Here is an 18,822-nt window from a genome sequence, read left to right as displayed (position 1 = left end):
CTATAGCTATGAAAAAGAAACTATTCATCGGCGCCGTACTGGCCCTGACGGGGATGGTCTCTCCCTTACTATCCCGTGCCGAAGGCCTGGCAACCGATATCCACGGCCTGCAAAGCGTGCTGGATCAGGTCTATGATGAGATGATGCCGCTGTGCAGCCAGCTCATCGGCGTGGCGCGTGGTATCGCCGGCTTCGGTGCCTTATGGTATATCGCAGCAAGAGTATGGCGGCATATCGCCAACGCGGAATCCATCGACCTGTACCCACTGTTGCGTCCTTTCGCTTTAGGCATGGCAATCCTATTATTCCCGGCCGTGATCGGTATGATCAACGGGGTGATGAAGCCGACCGTGACCGCTACGGCAGGCATGGTGAAGAACTCCGATGCGGCCATTGCCAAACTGCTCGAAGCCAAGCAGGCAGCTATCGAAAAGACCGATACTTGGCAGATGTATGTCGGCAATGACGGGGAAGGTGACCGCGACATATGGTACAAGTACACCCACCCCGATGATCCCACCGGCGAAAATGAAGGCATGCTTTCCGGGCTGGGCAATGATGTCAAGTTCGCCATGGATAAAGCGAGCTTTAGGTTCCGCAATAGTGTGAAGCAATGGCTGAGCGAAGTGTTACAGGTCGTGTTCGAGGCAGCTGCGCTTTGCATCAATACCATCCGCACTTTTTACCTGATCGTGCTCGCCATCCTCGGCCCCCTGGTCTTCGGCCTGTCGGTGTTCGACGGCTTCCAGCATACGCTCACGTCGTGGCTGTCACGTTATCTCAACGTTTTCCTATGGTTACCGGTGGCCAACATCTTTGGCAGTATCATCGGTAAGGTGCAGGAGAATATGCTCAAACTGGACATCGAGCAGGTGCAAAATGCCGGAGATACGTTCTTCAGTTCCACCGACACCGCCTATCTCATTTTCCTGCTGATCGGTATCATCGGCTATTTCACCGTACCTGCCGTGACCGGTTTAATTATCCATCCCGGTGGTGCCAACGGCCTGCTCAACAAAGTGACCAACCTGACGGGAGTAACTGTCAGTAATGTACGCAATTCGCTCGGTAGCATAGGCAACGTTTCATCAGGACAGAGGTCTCAAAGCAGCGGTAACATCATCACCAACTCCGGCTACACGTGGGATGGTCAAAACAAGAGTGCAGATAAACAGCCATCGTCCTACCAGGCCGAAAAACTCAATGGAAACCCTAAAACATAAACACCATGTTCAGTCATTTAAGAAACATCGAAACGGCGTTCCAGCAGAACAAACGGATCGTCGCGCTCGTCATCATCACCAGTGCACTGATCGCCATCGCCGCCATGTACCTGGCCTTTCGCGCTTACCAAAAGGCAGATGCCAAAGTGTACGTACTGGCGAATGGTAAAGCATTAGAAGCGATGTCAGCAGATCGCAGGGAGAACATTCCGGTGGAGGCACGTGACCACATCAAAATGTTCCATCATTACTTTTTTACGCTCGACCCGGATGAGAAAGTGATCGAGGGCAATATCCGCAAGGCTTTATACCTGGCGGATGAAAGCGCCAGTAACCAGTACAATGGCTTAAAGGAGAAAAGCTATTACAATAACCTCATCTCGGGTAACATCAGCCAGGAGATACAGGTAGACAGCATTCAGCTCAATATGAATAGCTATCCCTATTTCTTTAAATGCTATGCCAAAGAGAAACTGGTAAGGGCGACCTCGACCATCCACAAAGTACTGATCACCAAAGGCTACCTGCGTAATGTAGGCCGCTCCGACAATAACCCTCATGGTTTCCTCATCGAGAAATGGGAAACCATCATTAATCGTGATACGACAACCAGCACGCCATGATACAGACATCAATTGAAAAGCTAAGCCAATGGTTCAACGGAAAGGACAACGGCACCCGTAAATGGCTGCTCATCCTAAGCTTCGTGGTCATTATCCTGGTCGGTTGGATCTGTATACGGTTCATCAGCTTCGATGCAAAAGTTTTCTGCATTAGTACCCCGGTCAACATCGGCAGCCCATCAGGGGAGTTGCCACCAATTAGTTCAACACATAAACGATAACGAATATGGAGAAGCAAAAGAAGTTCCTGCTAGTATTGCCGCTACTGGTGATCCCGTTCCTGACGCTCGCTTTCTGGGCATTGGGCGGCGGTAAAGGAGACGGCCAAACCATCGTACAGAACAAAGGCCTCGATACCGATCTGCCGCAGGCGCAATTCAAGGACAAAGAGAAAAGTGACAAGCTTACCATCTACCAATCGGCCAAACGTGATTCGGGACAGAACGGCGTCTCCCCCGAGTTCCTCAAAGCGGTCGGGCTCGATCAAAATGGTACGTCAAAACAGGACAGCACCCAAAATGCCGATGCACAGGCCGACGCCATACAAGAAAAACTGGCCAAACTCAACAAACAGATCAATGAGCCGAAGGCAAGTTCATCGCATTATGCGGATGAACCCGACCCGGCGCAGGTCAAACGCCTTAATAGGATGATGCGGCAACAAACCGCATCTGCTAACGAGCCGGACCCGGAGTTGAAGCAACTCGACAAGATGCTGGATAAGATACAGGCCATACAGAACCCCAATGCGGCTCCGTCAAAAGAAGAAACTAGATCTACCGAACCTGCTAAACCGTTCCGTGCGATACCGGCCGTGATCGATGGGAAACAGAAAGTGGCCGATGGCGCGGCCGTTAAACTAAGACTGACCGACACCGCAACGATCAAAGGACAATTGCTGGAAAAGGGGCAGGAACTTTTCGGCACGGGGCATGTGGTTAACCAGCGGCTGCTGGTCAATATCAAGACCATCCGTCTCGGGACCCAGATCATACCGGTCGAGCTTACGGTATTCAGCCAGGACGGAATGCCCGGCATACCAGCACCTGAAGCGGAACTGAGCGGCGTGACCAGCAATAATGCTGATCAGACCCTACAAAGCATGCAGATCATGAGCATGGACCAGTCCATCGCGGGACAGGCTGCTGCGGGTGGTATCAACGCCGCCAAAGACCTTTTCAGCAAAAAGATGAAAAAGATCAAAGTTAAACTAAGCGATGAGTACCCGGTACTGCTCAAAAAGGGAAATTAATATAACAAAGAGCAAGTGCTTAAAAGGTCGGATCTCGAATACATACTATGGCATAGATGCATCGGCATTTGTTGAACTTTTAAGAATGTCTATAACCATTGGTCTATTACTCAAAAAAGCAACGCATCGCTTCAAGGCAGGCATTATATCGTACTGAACTTTGACAGCGATAGCAAAGATGATCGGTGTTGGTAACTATCACCTTCGGCATACGAACACGCCGAATGAAAAAAGGTTCGGAAGTTTCGAGACTGAGATATCCTTAAAAGAGGGGTCACATGCATCGGTCTCAGCCCCTTCTAGTTGCGTGCAGATCTTTAATGAGCGCCATCATTAGTCACTCTGACCCTATCACTTGTGAAAGACCAGGTTGAAAAATAAATACCACAATTATGAATACACAAAATGCAGAATTTCTGAAGAAAAGTTTGCTGAACCTGGGGTTCGGCGACAAAATGAATGAGGAACTGGAACGCAACATCAACGCCCGGCTGCCGGAGTTCACTTTGAACACGTCCCATCGGTTCGATAATAAGAATGTCGACCATACCTTGCATTTCAAAGCAGGGAATGAACAGGAGATATATTTCTTTAACAAGTACGATACCAGGATCACTGATGCGAACGGACAGGCGCAGGGAGACGCGCAGACCTTTTATATCAATAAAGGTCATGGGGTCACTGCTAAAGAGGCGTTCAACCTGATGGAAGGACGTGCTGTGCAAAAACAACTAACGAATCTGGAAGGCCAGCGTTATACGGCTTGGTTGGCATTAGATGACCAGAACCTTACGGATAAGGGCAGCAAAAAGATGAAACACTATCATGAGAATTATGGTTATGACATCGAGAAGGTTATTACCGGTAAAGGGATCAAGGAAATGGAAAGCCCTAAGGCGAAAGATGACCTGCTTAGATCGTTGAAAAAAGGCAATGCACAGCAAGTGACCGTAAGCGGTGAAACGGGCGACCGAAAATATTACATCGCCGCTGACCCGCAATATAAGACCGTTTCGGTGTTCAATGAGCATAGAGAAAAGGTCAGGCGGGAGGAATTGCTCTTCACTTCAGCAAGGTCTGCTAAAGAGACCAAAAGAACAGAAGGGACACAGGAGGTGTCTCATGAAACAAAGCGTTCCAACAGAAATAAATTGAAGGTTTGATTTTCGCCAGGCCGGTTACGGCCTGGCATTTTTAATAACTATGGCGATATCCTTTATCGGCTTTTTGAATGACCTCTCTCCCCTATCGCCCGAGGTCGTAAAGGCACTGTCGGCTTGTATCCAGATTACAGATATTGAAAAACATGACCTGTTAATAATTGAAGAGGATAAGGACATACGAATGTTTTTTTTGATTGACGGTTATGTAAGATGCTTTTATATAGATGAGTATAAAGAACGCACTCTATGGTTCCGTGGGCCGGGTGAATTGCTTATTGCCGGGCGTGGATTCTATGATCAGAATGGCGCTGCTGACAATATTGAAGTACAAAAAGCAGGACAAGTAGCATCGTTGAGCTATGAAGCGCTTGACGCCATCACAACAGGCTATCCCGAATTTGAGAAATGTCGTCGCGTTTTAGCAGAGTATATGTTCAAGGCGAGTGTGGAACTTAACGGCGATCAATGAGCTATGGTGACCGGTTCAACAAGCTGATACGCCGCTATCCCGATCTGCTTGACCATGTTAAAGCCACCGATGTTGCGGATCACCTTGATATAAGTTTAGAGCAATTAGCAGAACTCCTCCTCCGACCTTTGAATTGATTCCCTTTCTCGTGAACATGCCAGTATTGTTAAAGTAATGATTGTTTTATCTTGTTGTTGAAAGGCATGCATTTATCCTCGGATGATCAGAAATGATCTCCTGGTCATCTTCATCAATAGGGGGATATCTTTAAAATGACTTCAGAGATCTTTGATCGTATTCTCCACTGCCGATAATGTCGGCCATTAAGATCATTCTGCTTTTCATACGATCGGGCTTGATTCGTTAGCTGACCCCACTTGTACCAAGGATGATCTGCCAGCTTCATATAACATACAATAATGGCATTTATTGGATCATATATACAACAAACATTTCTATTGTATAAATAGTACAATTATGTTCCAAATTGCATAGAATAGAACAACAAAAATATTAAGCTATGAGAACTTGTATGAAAAGTAATGCAGGCGTAACATAACTTCCCTCACGTTCGCGAGCACATTACCCAAGAAATAGGGGTCAAAGAATGAACGATGATCTATACTATTGCAATGTTCGTCTTGGGCGCTTTGGACGACCAGATGGATCTGTTTTAAAGCTCTCGTTGAATTTCATTGAAGGAGCGGCAAAAGATCTACGGTAGTTAGTGGCTGACAGAACAGGTTTATCTTCCGTGATCTTAACGGTTAGAGGACGGCCTTGCATCTCCACGCCATCAAGTGCCTCGATCGCTTTTTCGGCAGCTTCGGGTGAGACCATCTCGATAAATGCATAACCTTTGCACTTACGGGTCTGTTTGTCCCTGATGATCTTGATCGTACTGATATCACCATATGGGCCCAACATCCTGGCCAGTTCCATTTCCGTGATCTCTAAAGGGAAGCCGCTGACGAACAGTTTGGTCACAATAACTACTTGGAATTTTTAAGTAGCTCGACTTTTTCCTGTTCACTTTTGAGCAGGCGCTCATACAACTCTACAATTTTATCGATAGGGTTGAAAGTACACTGATAATTTAATAACGAGCTATAATCGTTCAAAGAACTGTTGTCATGGAAAGTGTTAATATTATTAAAAACAGCCTCTTCGCTAAAATTCTTGATAGCTTCTGGTGAAACGTTTAAAATTTTGGCAACCTTTTCTAAAGTTTCATCTTCAACATTTTCGCTTTGCTCTAGCTTAGATATAGCCTGCTGACTAATACCCAATTGCGCAGCTAAAGCATCCTGCTTCATACCTCTTAATTCCCGGATACGGCTGATCTTTCTTCCGATATGTATTGTTTCTGCCATAGCTCAAATATAATCAAAAATTTGCCGCGTCCGATACAACCTGATGGGTTGTATTAAACAACTGTGATATTGTGTTTTACAACCTAGTGGTGGTTCGGTACATCCCCTATTGGTCGTAATTTGCGTTCACAATGTCACGATCAGCGGTCAAATATAGCAAAGAGTTCCACGTACACTTTGAGCTTTTCAGAGAAGCACAAGAGATTGGATTTGCCTTTTTGTACCGCAAATTGTTTCCCAACTTTCTTTACATGGCGCAGCGAATGGTCAAGGAAGATATAGCGGCCACCAGTATCGCCCAGGAAGGCTTTTTACGCCTTTGGCAATGTAGGGTGAACATCAAGGATCTGGGACACTTGAATGACTTCCTGCATGACCAGATCAAACAAGCGGTTTATCGTTATTATAGGCTTCCCTCTACCCGGTTCTACCGTGGCCTGATCCAAATTGACGGCATCGAGAATGCAGCAGATCACTTCATGATCGACCCTGGATCCGTCGATCGCCAAGAGAATGGCCAGGCCGTTACTGAGGCGGCAAACATGGAGCGGGAACGGCAACGTGCACAATTGTTCGCTGTGTTGCCCGGCCTGCCTGGAAGCCAAAAGCAAGTGATTGATCTGTTATTGCGGCACGGTTTCGACTATGAGCGTATCGCCTGGCATCTAGGTGGCGTATCCTGCTACGTGGCAGCTAAACGGATCGAAAGCACCATTGCGCTCCTCAAAAGCATACTGATCAGCGGCGCAGTTGTCTCCGATGGTCAGGTCATCAGGAAACAGGTCGTACTCACCGGAGGCCTTACGGAAGAACAGGCCAATATACTGCGCTACCGTTACGAACTGAGTTACAGCTTTGCCGAGATCGCAAAATTGATGAACATTCAGCAGGCTGATATACAGCGGGCCTTCGTGATCGCCCACCAGCAAATGAGAAAGGAGAAAGCTGCATGATGTTCACCCGTAAGATCCAATTGTTCATTGATAGAAATGATGCTGCGGAGGTCAAAGCTCACCAGGAACGATTATATAGCTGGCAAAAGATCGCCTTTAGAAGCGCGAACTATATTTATACGCATCTATACTTACAGGAACAGATCAAAGAGATCCTGTACCTTAACAAGGGCACTCGTGCTAAGCTTTGCAGTATAAAAGCTGATAAGGATGGTATACTGACCAGTTCTCATATGAACTCTACCTACCGGTTATTGTCCGACCGGTTCAAAGGTGAGATACCCACTGATATCTTGAATACTTTGAACGGTCGTCTACATGTCTCCTTCCAGCAGAACCGAAAACTTTATTATACGGGTGAAAGGTCATTGACCAATTTTAAAAGGGACATTCATTTGCCTTTCAGTACGATTAGTATCAAACGTTTTGACATGGCAGAGGATGGTAAAAATTTCAGGTTCATTTTATTCGGGGTACCGTTTATCACCTGGATCGGCAAAGGTTATGACAAGCGTGATCTTTTGCGGGATGTGTTCCGGGGAAGAACAAAGATCTCTGGCTGCTATTTGAAATTAGAAAGGACGCGCATATTCTTATACATTTCGTATCGGCAGGACCGTACGATCCAAACACTGGACAGTGCTGTGATCGCTGAGGTATCATTGTCCCCGCAGCGTCCTCTTACCGTTATGATCGGTAGCCAACATTTTGGTATCGGTAATAAAGAGGAATTCTTCTATAAAAGACTGGCTATCCAGGCAGCATATAAGCGCGCACAACAAAGCGTCAATTATAACCGTAACGACCATGGAATCAAACGTCAACACAAAAATCTGGAACGCTTCCATGGTCTCGAACATCGATATTGTGAGCAGCAGACCCATAAGTACAGCAAACAACTGATTGACATATGCGTCCGCAATCAGGCGGGAACGATCTTGTTGGTCGGCCAGGAGAACAAAGAGGTAACTGCAAAGGAAGACCCCCTATTGATACGCAATTGGGGTTATCAGGGTTTGAAGGATAAGATCGCCTATAAGGCTGCGGCAGCGGGTATCATCTTAATAATGGAATAGAGAAAGTGGTCCAACTAAGATATGAGAATAGTTTAGTAGTTCATAGAGGCTGCCTGTACAGCCGTAGGGTGAGCAAAGATCGTCTCACTGAACGCATCGTTCGTTATAGCGATAAATGTATACAGTTCCGCCGGATTGATATTGTGGTCAACTTCCGCATCACGTCGGCAATTGAATTTGATGTAACATGATAAAAAGATGAAGATCCGGGAATTGTTCGATACCCTTGAACTGATTGAAAACTCGGTCGACCAGATCATTGATGAGATCAGGGCATACAATATGAACAACGTCGGCACCGAACTTCATGAGCTGACGATCGATGATCACATTGACAAGCTCGAAATGGCGCACATGCTCTTTATCGGGATAGCACTTATAGAACAACGGGGACAGCAGACTCACGATGATCAATTACCTCAAATTAAAGACCCTGTGATCTCGGCGGCGATATTTGCGACACTCAAGATCGAGGCGATACTCAAATGTCGAACGAAAATTAAGCAAATTTAAATGGACCTGAGATCGATGGTCGCCTTATTAATCCGCCACCATTAATAGATACGCTGAAACAGAACTTCACGACTAAGAAATTCAGGCATTTCATCGGTGTGGATATTTGCAAACATGTCTCGACATTGCGGTCATGCTGCGACCGATAATTTAACGCTCAACTTATAGCTGTTTAATATGTGAACAGTATTTTTAAGTAAATATTGGATTTGTCACTAAATATGGATGTTGATCGATCATTGAAGAGAGGCTTGGCCAAAAAAAGAACAAAGAATTATAATTACATCGTAGGTGTCGATGTTTCCAAGAACAAATTGGATTATGCTGTGATGTTTGACGGAAAATTGCTTTTTCACAAAGTGGGTAGCAATGACCTTGAAGCTATTCACCAATTTTTAACGGAATTAAAGGCCCTCCCCTCTTTTACGATGTCGCGATCATTCTTTTGTATGGAAAACACAGGATATTATTGCAATCACCTTCTTTCCGTATTAAGAAAAGTAAAAGCAAATGTCTGTTTGGAAAATGCATTACAGATCAAGAGCTCCCTGGGGCTGATACGTGGAAAATATGATAAGATCGATGCTGTAAGGATCGCTTCCTATGCACTAAAGAACGCAAGATCGCTACGGCTATGGATACCCAAACGCCCTGAAATCGAGCTCTTGGCCATGCTTGATGGACTTCGGACAAGGCTACAAACTTTACAAATGTCCCTGCGCTCATCGCTTAAAGAGCAAAGTACATTCATTAAACGAAAATTACATACAGTTACGACCGACCTTTGTACGAACAGCATTCTTGCTGTGAACGCTGACCTCGTAGCTATTGAGCGGGAGATAGATGCACTGATCCAAAGTGACCCTTTATTGAAGCGACTTAATCAGCTGATCACTTCGGTACCTAATGTCGGCCCGGTGACCGCTGTGCAGATCATCTTGACGACCAATGAATTTAAAGATATATCTCAACCAAAGAAATTTGCCTGTTACGCTGGTGTCGCACCGTTTGTGAAAGACTCCGGTTTACACAAAGGTAAAGGAAAGGTCTCGCCATTAGCCAACAGGCGCGTTAAAGCTTTGCTGCATATTTGTTCGCTGAATGCTATACGTCATGACCGGGAGATCAAGTTCTATTATCATCGCAAAGCTATAGTTGAAGGAAAACCAAAAATGGCGGTGTTGAACGCTGTAAGGAACAAATTGATCAATAGGATCTTTGCGTGTGTAAATCAAGACCGCGTGTATCGCCATGCATTAACCACATCGGAAGATATACAGCAAGTGAATTAAGGATTACTCCAGGTGTTGGGACCTAAGACGCGAATTAATTGCTTGCTGTTCTTGATAACAATGGAGGAACTAGGACCATTTCTAAGTGATAGGACTTATGGGTGAGATAGTTGACCGTTGCTAGCATCGGCCCTTTAAAAAGGTCGATGCTTTTTGCTGCCCTTGTACAATATATTCTAGCTGAGTGACGGATCCCTTCATTTCAGAATATTGATGTTCTTGATTGTGCTGGTGCACCTGTTCACACTAATTGCGGAGCATCTTCAGCTCCGATGATAGTTGTTGATGAAACTACAGGAGGGATCCTACAAATAGAAAGGGCATTTTAGGTACGCCCTGTATCCACTCTTTGAGGTCGGAAAAACTTCGGATGTTCATTGGAAGAAAACAGGGATAGATCGGGGGTTCACGGGGACAAGGTCGGAATTAGGGAATTTGTAGATTTACCGGCGAAGGTCGTAACAAATGCGACGCGCTCAATAGCGACGAAAGCCATGTGTCAGAAGGACTTTCGAAGGGTTCAAATGTCTGGTTAAGCTTTGATAGAGCGCTTGTTAGCAACTATTAGGCATGCTCTAATAAAAAATTAGCGTCAATATTAAGCTGCGTGTGGACCGCCTTTAGAAATGAAACGTCTGGCTTTTGTTTACCGTTCATAATGAGTGAAAGCTTGGCATCGCTGACATCCAGTTTTTGAGCCAACTCACGTTGTTTGAGCTTCATTTCAAACATGCGCATTTCGATCATACCCACGATCGTAGTGGGTGCCTCGATCACATACTTAGCCTGTTTAAAGCTTTGTGCGGCTTGCGCCAGAGAACGGATCTCTGCAAGTTCTTCTTTGGAAACCTTATCGCTTCCCTTGGCCATCAGGCCGTCGATCTTCGCCATTACATCTTGGTAATCGGCTTCGCTTTTTATCTCTTTCATCAGTTCCGTTGATCAAAAAGATCCATTGAATGTTCTGCCGCCTTTCTCCATAGGCGGTTTATGGTGCCCGTTCTCTCAGATCGTCGAGCAATCGATCCGGTCATACTCCTTGTGTGTTCCTACGAACCGAATATAAACCGTCCTGATATCAAAAAAGATCATTGCCACGATGCGGTAATGATTGCCTCTGATATCAAATACAAAGCGGTCGTTGCCTACAGCATCCACTGTGTTAAACATGGATCTCACTTCATGGAAATTCGCCCAGTCTGCCTGGCTCACCAGTCGGTACCAATTGTTCAACGCATCTTTAGCACCCGCATGGATGTCAAAGAAATCCCGTAAGTACTATAGCTAATGACAACCATGACCTTCGCTTGTTTTGCAAATCTAAAAACAATTTAGAATATCTAAAATTATATTTGGTTAACCAGTTTGCAGGGAAGTCAGCCAGGTACGACCTTAAGAAACCATGATGATAAGGAAAAGTCAGACCATTGATCGCTTCCTTTTATGGCCACAATACTTGTTTACAGAACACCTCATACATTTTTTATGATCTATAGCTAACGCCTCTGTAAGATGAACTTTGGTTTTGCTCAAAGCTTCAATACCTAATTTTACCTCCTGATATTTTTGTTCGTAACTTTCAGTCGGTAAGATCTCTTTGACGTCGTATTTATGTATATAAGGTCCCGACTCGTCAAGATCATAGTACCAATAGCTGAGATAACCATACCTCACACTATCCGGGTGATTTCTAATATAAGAATAGATCTGAAGAATGTGATTCTCATAGAAATGCACTTTCTTATATTTCCGATTCGTTCGCTTTTTTCAGCTTCATGATCGCGGTTTTTCTGATCATACCGGTCGTAGCTCTTTTCATCCTCTGAAAGCCTGGCGGGGTCACGTTTATAGGAAAATTTCTCTTCGAAAACGAACCTGGTGCCAGTCACATCCAAAAAATATGATCTGGTTCGCCCCAAAAATTCTCCTGAAGGTTATAAAAAGGCTCCTGCTCCTTATGGCTTGCATAAATAAGGGTGCTGGCTCTGATCACAGTAAGAATGCCCTTATTGTAGGTTTCTACTGAAGAAAGATCTCCATTATCTGTGTCCCTGACATATTTCCTTTTGGCAGCTAGTAGCCGTCCGTGAAATTCTGTACCAAGTTCAAGTTCGTTCTGATCACTCGGATGTTCGATCTCAAAGCTTCGGTCGAGCACATAGGATACCGGGCAAAAACTAAAAGCGGAAAGATCACTGGCAGTTAATGCATTTGTTTACTTTTTCTCATCGATAAACTTAGATCTTTTGAGGTCCACCTCTTGTTTGACTATGCCTATGCGATCCGAATAGTTCCAAAACGGTCTACCAGGTTGATGATGATCTCTTCTGACATAATGATCGGTCAGGAGCTTTATGTACTGTCTTATATCATCGTCGGATTGGAAGCCAGTGGTCTTAAGCAAATACGCTAAATAAAATCTCCTTTTTATTGCTCATTCCAGCCATTCGGATCGGGGTTCTTGATCACCTGATTAAAAATAACTATAAGTGCATATACCATCGATTTTTATGATGGTGTCTTTGGCTGTCCCTTCGGTCAGGCTCTCCATTTTATCTTTTGCAAAGGATGCCATTGCGATCCCTGACAGTTTAGAAGGCAAAAAGTGCAGCTCCTGCCTTATGGCTGTGCCGCTAAAGCATCCGCTGATGAGGTAAGAAAGGCAACGTCCTGCAAGCGCATCATTCCGGACCTCGCTTGTTTACCCGCTCTGTTTCTCTTCGCCGGGAAAAGCGGCGCTTGCCTGCATTCCTGCACTTGCTGATTTTTTAAAGTGGACTTTTTGAGGTGCTATTTTCCAACGAAAACGGACAAAAGCGGCGTCGATCTTCGGTCAGCCGTCACGTACGAACGCATAATGTCCTTCGCTTCGCTGCGGCCACCCTTCGGGACTTATAGTTCTCCCGCTCTGGCTCACGACCGCTTATTTGACTTTCTTTTTTACCGTTTTTTCTTTTGAAAAATAGCTTTTAAGGGAAGTCTTTGGGGAAAGAGGGAAATGAGAAAACAAATTTTTTAACCTTTTAAAATTCATTAGAAATGAAAACAGCAGAAAAAAATGCGAACGGTGTACAAGGTACAGCAGTGAAAGCCAGCGTTGAAGCAAACAGAACCAGGAACCTCCCAAGCCTGACAGGCAAAGAAGCTAAAGAACATGGAAACACAACCGATGAAAAACCAGCCGACATTTTACAAGCTGTGGAAGCTGCGCCTGCCCAGGCTACGACCAGCAGCACCGCTGCAGTGGATAACCAACCCCTTAACCCTGCGAACACACCTGCCTCCGAAGAAATGAAAGCACCTAAAGCGGCGGAAGTCAAATTTAAGCCTGAAAAATTTGCGTTGAACTTAGAGCAGACCCTGAGATCTGTAAATGACCTCCACCGATTGTCTATCCAGCGTTTAGCCTTGATCGCACGTATCAAGACCTTAGAAGATTTTGAGGTACAACTACTGGAAGGTAACGACGAACTGGAAAGCAACCCTTACCAGGGCTGCAAACTCATTATTCAGGATGATAAACGCCGTGAGTTCGTCACCAATACGCCAAACTTGATCCGCATGGTAGCACAATTCATTTTTGATGCCTGCCATGAAAAATTGGCGGATATCGAAGCGAACATCGTTTTTCCTAATGCCTGAACGGCTATTGCTCACGGCTTAGTCGGGAGCATTTCCAAAGATTAACTTAAAACAGCAACTCCCATGTACGAGCAATTTATAGAACTGACCAACCAAATATTGGGAGGGTTACGCCGAACAACTGGCGCAGGACAATCCAGCACAGTTTCGACTGGAATTTAGAGATTTTCTGAACACTTATCAATGTTAAGGCGATGGAAGACAAGATTTTTTTATTGGTGAAAGTGACCATCAAGACCACACACCCTGTTATACACGACGCAATTGCAGAACTGCAAAACAGCGACGTAAAAATTACCAGCACTGAAAATGTACAGGTACTGCGTACCGAGATCATACCCATGAATACACGCAACATTAAAAATTAAAGCAATGGCACATCAGATCAATTTCAATCAGAGAACAGGCAAACACAGCTTTATGAGTGTAAAGGAAAAAGCCTGGCACGGTTTAGGGCAGATCATTGACCGTTATCCCACCAGTACCGAAGCGATACAGCACGCGGGTTTGGACTATATTGTAGAAAAACGCCCTTTGTTTACGTATGATACCGCTAACCACTTAGGCGAAGGCAGCGACGATATTATAATACCTGAAATTTCAGTACCTAATTTTTTTGCCACTGTACGGGCAGACACGGAGCAGGTTTTGGGGGTTGTCGGCAATGATTATGAAGTGGTACAGAACCGTGATGTGTTTTCATTTTTTGACGCCATTGTGGGCGGTGGCGATGGTATCTTGTATGAGACCGCAGGCGCATTAGGGAACGGCGAACGGGTTTTTATTACCGCCAAGTTACCCGACTATATTCGTGTTGGCGTTAAGGACTGGATAGAGCAGTATTTGTTTCTAACCACTTCGCACGACGGTTTTGGTAGTATAACGGCAGCGTTTACGCCAATCAGGATTGTATGTAACAACACGCTTAATGCAGCCATGCGTGATCATTCGGGCGCAATCAAGATACGTCACACCGCATCCGCAGCAGAACGGCTGAAACAGGCGCATACGCTTATCGGTATCAGCAGAGAATTAAGCCATGAAATGGGAGACTTGTTTAACCGGTGGGCCAAAGTGCGCATCACGGATGCCGAGGTTAAAAAGCTGATACAGATCGCTATGGCACCCAACAAGGAAGTATTAGAAAGCTTAGCCGAAGGCAAATCGGACCAGCTTTCTTACCATTACACGAACATGGTAGACAGCGTTTATGAGTATGCTTTAGGCAGCCCGACCCAGCAGATCGAGACGACCGCAGGAACAGTATTTGGCGCGTACAATGCCGTTACTGGTTACTTTCAAAACGTACGCAGCTTCAAAAACGACGAAGCCAAATTTAAGTCGATCATGGACGGGACGGCTAAACAAAGGGCGCAAACCGCCTTCGATCTTTGCCGGGATTTTGCCAGTCATGGCGCGGACGCACTACATTATAATTAAAGCGAACAAGGGGGATTACTTCCCCTTGTTTTGAAAAGTGCCGGACGGCTCCGCGATGCAGAGCCCGTTTGAGGACCCCCCTGTTTCCCTGATTGTTGATGATCTTTGGTGAAAACAGGGGGCGGGATATTTATAATGATTTGTTGATTTCCGATGCAGGAATTTCCACGGCACACTGTATCGACTTATTTTTATAATGCTCATTTTAGTGAAATTTACTGACAAATTTTTCAATTACTAGATAAGTGATTTATCTTATTTCACGAAACTTGGTATCAGGCAACCTCCTAACTTCTCATCCGTTTATTATGTCATCAGTAGCCGGAAATTTACTTCTGTAGTAGCATTTACGCTCTATTCGCGTCATTTAGCCTCATACAAACCGCCGATTAACAGGAGATTTTGTCATTCTTATCATCGCTTATTGGAAGATTAAAATCTCGAAAGGGTTGGTAAGAAGATACAAGCGTTCTATAGGTTAAGGTCTGACACTTGTATTACAAAGTTAATGTAAGGCTAATTATCCAGGCCCGACAAATTGGATAAAATATCTAAAATGAATTTTATTCAAAAAATCAACCGCGGCTTATTGGTAGCTATCTTACCGTTAGCCTTTACCGCTTGCAAGAAAGATCAAAAAGATTCGTCAACAGCACCCACCCAGCAATCCACTATTATTGTAGAAAATGTGCTTAAATCACAACCCTTGGTAGAATCGGGAACTTTCCAGGGTTCAGGCTCTCCGGCTTTAATTTTACCTGGTCAGGCCACTTCTATTCAGTTTTCAGCTGCTAAAGGTGAGGCTATCAGCTTTGCTACAATGTACGGCTGGTCTAACGACTTGTTTTTTGCCCCTGCTAGTCCGGGTATACAGGTTTACGATAACAGTGGAAATCCTATCGAAGGAGATGTATCCGCTCAAATTAAATTATGGGATAACGGTACCCGAATTAACCAAAAGCCAAGTGCAAATGTCAGTCATCCGGGCACGGCGGATGTAAAAAATATTACTGAAGTAAATGGTACAGATGCACAAGGCAACAGCTATTTGCCAGCCTCTAAGCTTGTCAAAGCGACGTTAAAATACAAAGGTAATTCTGTATTTACTCTTACCCTGGAAAATACTTCCGGAGGAACAGCCAATGAAACGCCGCTTAGCCCGGGCGTTTGGTCTGTATCTTACATAGTAGGTGGAACCTTGCAAAGTCCAAACCCGCTTTATACAGCCGGACAACCTACTGCAAACGGTTTAACGAATATTGCCGAAGCGGGAGACAACACACCTTTGGCAGCTTACATTGAAAGTATCACCGGGATCTTTACACCGTTATCACCGGTACTGGTTGTTGTCTACAATGGTATTGATAATCCGATTTATAAAACGGGCGAGTTAGATCGTAATCAGGGACTTACGCCATTGGCACAAAAAGGCAATGCAGATACGTTAGCAGCCTACCTTAAAGGCAAGCCAGGTATTAAAGCAGTTTACGTGCTATCAGCACCGAATACAAAGGTATTGTTGCCGGTTATTGGCAGTCAGCCGGGTGGTGTTGTTTCGCAACAACTTACAATTGGCCAGGGTGACCGGATTGCTATAGCAACCATGTACGGCTTTTCAAATGACTGGTTCTTTGCTACTACGGGCAACGGCGTAGATGCTACCCAGAAAGGTGATATATCAGGAAGTATTCAGTTATATGATGACGGTACTGCTATCAACCAGTTCCCTGGCGCTGGCATCACCCAATTCAATCTTGCAGGAACACCACTTAAAGAGAGTCAACCGATAACAGCGGTTCCTAACCCGAATACATTTACCACTTTGCCCGGTATTTCAAATATTATCAAGGTGACGCTTAAATAACAGTAGTAACAGGAAGTTTATGAAAGCACAAGTAGGTGAATTCTTACTTGTGCTTTTTGTTAAGTGGCATCTAAGAAGCCAATTTGACATAGCTTACAAAAAACCACGGTGGAAAAGCAAGCTGTTTACCTTGGCAAGATTAGAAAAAATTCAAAAACCTTGTAAGGTTATACCTCCTCGCCCTACAAAATAAAACAACTCATTTTCATAATTATGAACTGGAATCTGGAAAACAAGAAGGCGTTGGTAACAGGCGGGTCTAAAGGCATCGGCAAAGCGGTAGTTAAAGAATTAGCGTCGCTTGGCGCTGAGGTGCTGTTTACGGCCCGTAACGAAGCAGAACTTGCTGCTACAAAACAGCAATTATCTGTTTTGGGATTAAACGGACATACCCTTGCAGGAAGCGTTACCGATCATCACCATCGTGAAGCTATAACGGAGTGGATTTCTGGTAACTGGGGTAAACTGGATATTTTAGTTAACAATGCCGGAATTAATATTCGTAAAGCTTCTAAAGATTATGAGCCGGGCGACCTGCTAAGCCTTATGGACACTAATTTGCTCGCTCCTTTCGAGCTATGTAAAATTCTATATCCCTTTTTAGAAAAAAGCGGAAAGGCATCGATCATTAATGTAGCCTCCGTAGCTGGTTCTTATGATGTTCTAAAAAGTGGTGCACCATACGGAATGGCAAAATCAGGCTTAATACAGCTTTCACGTAACCTTGCGGCTGAATGGGGCTCCGCTGGTATAAGGGTGAATACGGTGTCACCATGGTTTACTTATACGCCACTAACTAAAAACGTTTTTACCGATGAGGCAAAGGTTACTAAAATAACTTCGCGTACGCCTTTAAATAGGATTGCGCAAGATGGAGAAGTTGCAGCAGCTATAGCCTTTCTAGCGATGGACAAATCATCATATCTAACAGGACACAATCTTGTTGTTGATGGTGGTGTTACAACCGGCTTGTTATAACAACAGATAAAATTTTCTTATCAACTAACTAAAAATTACAACAATGGTAAAGTTTGCATTAATAGCGCGCCTGGAAGCGAAACCGGGCAAAGAGCTGGAAGTGGCTGAATTTATTAAAAGTGCATTAGCCCTGGCTTAGGAGGAATCAGAAACCATCAACTGGTATGCCCTGCAAACAGGCCCCTCTACGTTTGGTATTTTCGATACATTCGAAACCGAAGAGGGGCGAAATGCGCATTTAGGCGGACAGATTGCCCAGGCCTTAATGGAACACGCTCCGGAGTTGTTAGCCGTACCTCCTGTTATTGAGCAGGTCGATGTTTTAGCTGCAAATAAACAACTGGCCAGGAATAAGTCTTCGCGATAGCCTTTGGAAGGTGTTTTGCGAAGACTTTTTTGTAGTCGGGCAGTAACTTCTCCGGTATGGTGGGGCTAATATTAACAACATAACTTGGTTAGTCTTATAGATAACCGCTTATTAAAATGTTTAGGATTACTTTTTTTGCTGGTTCAATTTCTGAGCCAGTGCTAATAAGTCTAGCGAAGTAATAAAACCTTCATAGCGATTAATCAGATTGCCATCGCTATCAAAGAAGTACAAGGTTGGATAGGATTGTAAATCCCACTTCGAACCAAATGCCACACCATCTCCTTTCTCTACATCCAAAGAAAGGTTAACGAAATTTCGGTTAAAGTATTCAGCCACCCTGGCATCGCTGAAAGTAGTTGCTTTCAGTTGCTTGCATGGCGCGCACCAAGTAGCATAGGCATCTACAAATATGTATTTATGGGCAGCTTTTGCCTTATTTAACGCATCATTCCATGAATTGTCAATAAACGCTATACCATATTTTGCTTTAGTACGATGTTGGCCCAAGGCCGCCTCACCGTTTATAACAAGCATACATAATGATATTAATGCTACCAGGATTTTAGAAGATTTTATGCCCTTCATTACTTC

General features: G+C 44.6%; 20 protein-coding genes. 15 read left to right on the top strand and 5 right to left on the bottom strand.

All coding sequences use genetic code 11. The annotated features are described in order from the left end of the window. Window positions 1-8: 8 nt before the first annotated feature. The 6 genes from traJ (at window position 9) to LLH06_RS07865 (ending at window position 4,730) form a co-directional block, all read left to right on the top strand. Complete coding sequence (gene traJ / locus LLH06_RS07890) at window positions 9-1,223, top strand: conjugative transposon protein TraJ (protein ID WP_228172729.1); 1,215 nt, start codon at window positions 9-11, stop codon at window positions 1,221-1,223. A 5-nt stretch (window positions 1,224-1,228) separates the two neighbouring features. After that, a complete protein-coding gene (gene traK, locus LLH06_RS07885) occupies window positions 1,229-1,846 on the top strand; it encodes a conjugative transposon protein TraK (RefSeq protein WP_228172728.1) in 618 nt (205 codons plus the stop codon). Further along, window positions 1,843-2,067 carry a hypothetical protein gene (locus LLH06_RS07880; protein ID WP_228172727.1) on the top strand — a complete coding sequence of 75 codons (225 nt, stop codon included), beginning with the start codon at window positions 1,843-1,845 and terminating at the stop codon, window positions 2,065-2,067. Before traK ends, LLH06_RS07880 begins: the two co-directional genes overlap by 4 nt. Window positions 2,068-2,072: 5 nt before the next feature. Then, entirely contained in the window at window positions 2,073-3,098 is a 1,026-nt protein-coding gene (gene traM / locus LLH06_RS07875; RefSeq protein WP_228172726.1) for a conjugative transposon protein TraM, read from the top strand. Between the two features lie 392 nt (window positions 3,099-3,490). Beyond that, a complete protein-coding gene (locus LLH06_RS07870; RefSeq protein WP_228172725.1) occupies window positions 3,491-4,261 on the top strand; it encodes a hypothetical protein in 771 nt (256 codons plus the stop codon). Between the two features lie 40 nt (window positions 4,262-4,301). Beyond that, window positions 4,302-4,730, top strand: coding sequence for a Crp/Fnr family transcriptional regulator (locus LLH06_RS07865; RefSeq protein ID WP_228172724.1), 429 nt, complete (start codon window positions 4,302-4,304; stop codon window positions 4,728-4,730). A 624-nt stretch (window positions 4,731-5,354) separates the two neighbouring features. Here the strand turns inward: LLH06_RS07865 and LLH06_RS07860 are convergent. Together LLH06_RS07860 and LLH06_RS07855 are read right to left on the bottom strand one after the other, a co-directional pair. Next, a complete protein-coding gene (locus LLH06_RS07860; protein WP_228172723.1) occupies window positions 5,355-5,717 on the bottom strand; it encodes an RNA recognition motif domain-containing protein in 363 nt (120 codons plus the stop codon). A 5-nt stretch (window positions 5,718-5,722) separates the two neighbouring features. Beyond that, a complete protein-coding gene (locus tag LLH06_RS07855; RefSeq protein WP_228172722.1) occupies window positions 5,723-6,103 on the bottom strand; it encodes a helix-turn-helix domain-containing protein in 381 nt (126 codons plus the stop codon). Window positions 6,104-6,234: 131 nt separating this feature from the next. Here LLH06_RS07855 and LLH06_RS07850 point away from each other — a divergent pair, with 131 nt between their 5' ends. The 4 genes from LLH06_RS07850 to LLH06_RS07835 all read left to right on the top strand — a co-directional run bounded on the left by LLH06_RS07850 (window position 6,235) and on the right by LLH06_RS07835 (window position 9,937). Further along, window positions 6,235-7,056, top strand: a complete 822-nt coding sequence (locus tag LLH06_RS07850) for a sigma-70 family RNA polymerase sigma factor (RefSeq protein ID WP_228172721.1) — start codon at window positions 6,235-6,237, stop codon at window positions 7,054-7,056. Then, window positions 7,053-8,132, top strand: a complete 1,080-nt coding sequence (locus LLH06_RS07845; protein WP_228172720.1) for a hypothetical protein — start codon at window positions 7,053-7,055, stop codon at window positions 8,130-8,132. Before LLH06_RS07850 ends, LLH06_RS07845 begins: the two co-directional genes overlap by 4 nt. Window positions 8,133-8,330: 198 nt before the next feature. Then, complete coding sequence (locus tag LLH06_RS07840; RefSeq protein ID WP_228172719.1) at window positions 8,331-8,645, top strand: hypothetical protein; 315 nt, start codon at window positions 8,331-8,333, stop codon at window positions 8,643-8,645. 221 nt (window positions 8,646-8,866) lie between these two features. Beyond that, a complete protein-coding gene (locus tag LLH06_RS07835; protein WP_228172718.1) occupies window positions 8,867-9,937 on the top strand; it encodes an IS110 family RNA-guided transposase in 1,071 nt (356 codons plus the stop codon). 564 nt (window positions 9,938-10,501) lie between these two features. Here LLH06_RS07835 and LLH06_RS07830 read toward each other — a convergent pair. Together LLH06_RS07830 and LLH06_RS07825 are read right to left on the bottom strand one after the other, a co-directional pair. Then, window positions 10,502-10,867: a helix-turn-helix domain-containing protein gene (locus tag LLH06_RS07830; RefSeq protein ID WP_228172717.1), complete on the bottom strand. Its 366-nt coding sequence runs from the start codon at window positions 10,865-10,867 to the stop codon at window positions 10,502-10,504. Window positions 10,868-10,942: 75 nt separating this feature from the next. After that, a complete protein-coding gene (locus LLH06_RS07825) occupies window positions 10,943-11,149 on the bottom strand; it encodes a type II toxin-antitoxin system HigB family toxin (RefSeq protein ID WP_262909385.1) in 207 nt (68 codons plus the stop codon). A gap of 1,827 nt (window positions 11,150-12,976) precedes the next feature. Here LLH06_RS07825 and LLH06_RS07820 point away from each other — a divergent pair. From LLH06_RS07820 to LLH06_RS07800, 5 genes are all read left to right on the top strand, one after another. Next, entirely contained in the window at window positions 12,977-13,579 is a 603-nt protein-coding gene (locus LLH06_RS07820) for a hypothetical protein (protein ID WP_228172715.1), read from the top strand. 194 nt (window positions 13,580-13,773) lie between these two features. After that, window positions 13,774-13,947, top strand: coding sequence for a hypothetical protein (locus LLH06_RS07815; RefSeq protein ID WP_228172714.1), 174 nt, complete (start codon window positions 13,774-13,776; stop codon window positions 13,945-13,947). A 4-nt stretch (window positions 13,948-13,951) separates the two neighbouring features. Next, a complete protein-coding gene (locus LLH06_RS07810; RefSeq protein WP_228172713.1) occupies window positions 13,952-15,019 on the top strand; it encodes a DUF932 domain-containing protein in 1,068 nt (355 codons plus the stop codon). 556 nt (window positions 15,020-15,575) lie between these two features. Continuing rightward, a complete protein-coding gene (locus LLH06_RS07805; RefSeq protein ID WP_228172712.1) occupies window positions 15,576-16,883 on the top strand; it encodes a spondin domain-containing protein in 1,308 nt (435 codons plus the stop codon). 213 nt (window positions 16,884-17,096) lie between these two features. After that, window positions 17,097-17,861: an SDR family oxidoreductase gene (locus LLH06_RS07800; protein ID WP_228172711.1), complete on the top strand. Its 765-nt coding sequence runs from the start codon at window positions 17,097-17,099 to the stop codon at window positions 17,859-17,861. A 493-nt stretch (window positions 17,862-18,354) separates the two neighbouring features. Here the strand turns inward: LLH06_RS07800 and LLH06_RS07795 are convergent, their stop codons facing one another. Then, on the bottom strand, window positions 18,355-18,816 hold the full coding sequence (locus LLH06_RS07795; protein ID WP_228172710.1) for a thioredoxin family protein: 462 nt from the start codon (window positions 18,814-18,816) through the stop codon (window positions 18,355-18,357). Window positions 18,817-18,822 lie beyond the last annotated feature (6 nt).

The organism is Mucilaginibacter daejeonensis (assembly GCF_020783335.1).
In the GTDB taxonomy this organism is placed as follows: domain Bacteria; phylum Bacteroidota; class Bacteroidia; order Sphingobacteriales; family Sphingobacteriaceae; genus Mucilaginibacter; species Mucilaginibacter daejeonensis.
This window is presented reverse-complemented; position numbering and strand designations above follow the sequence as displayed.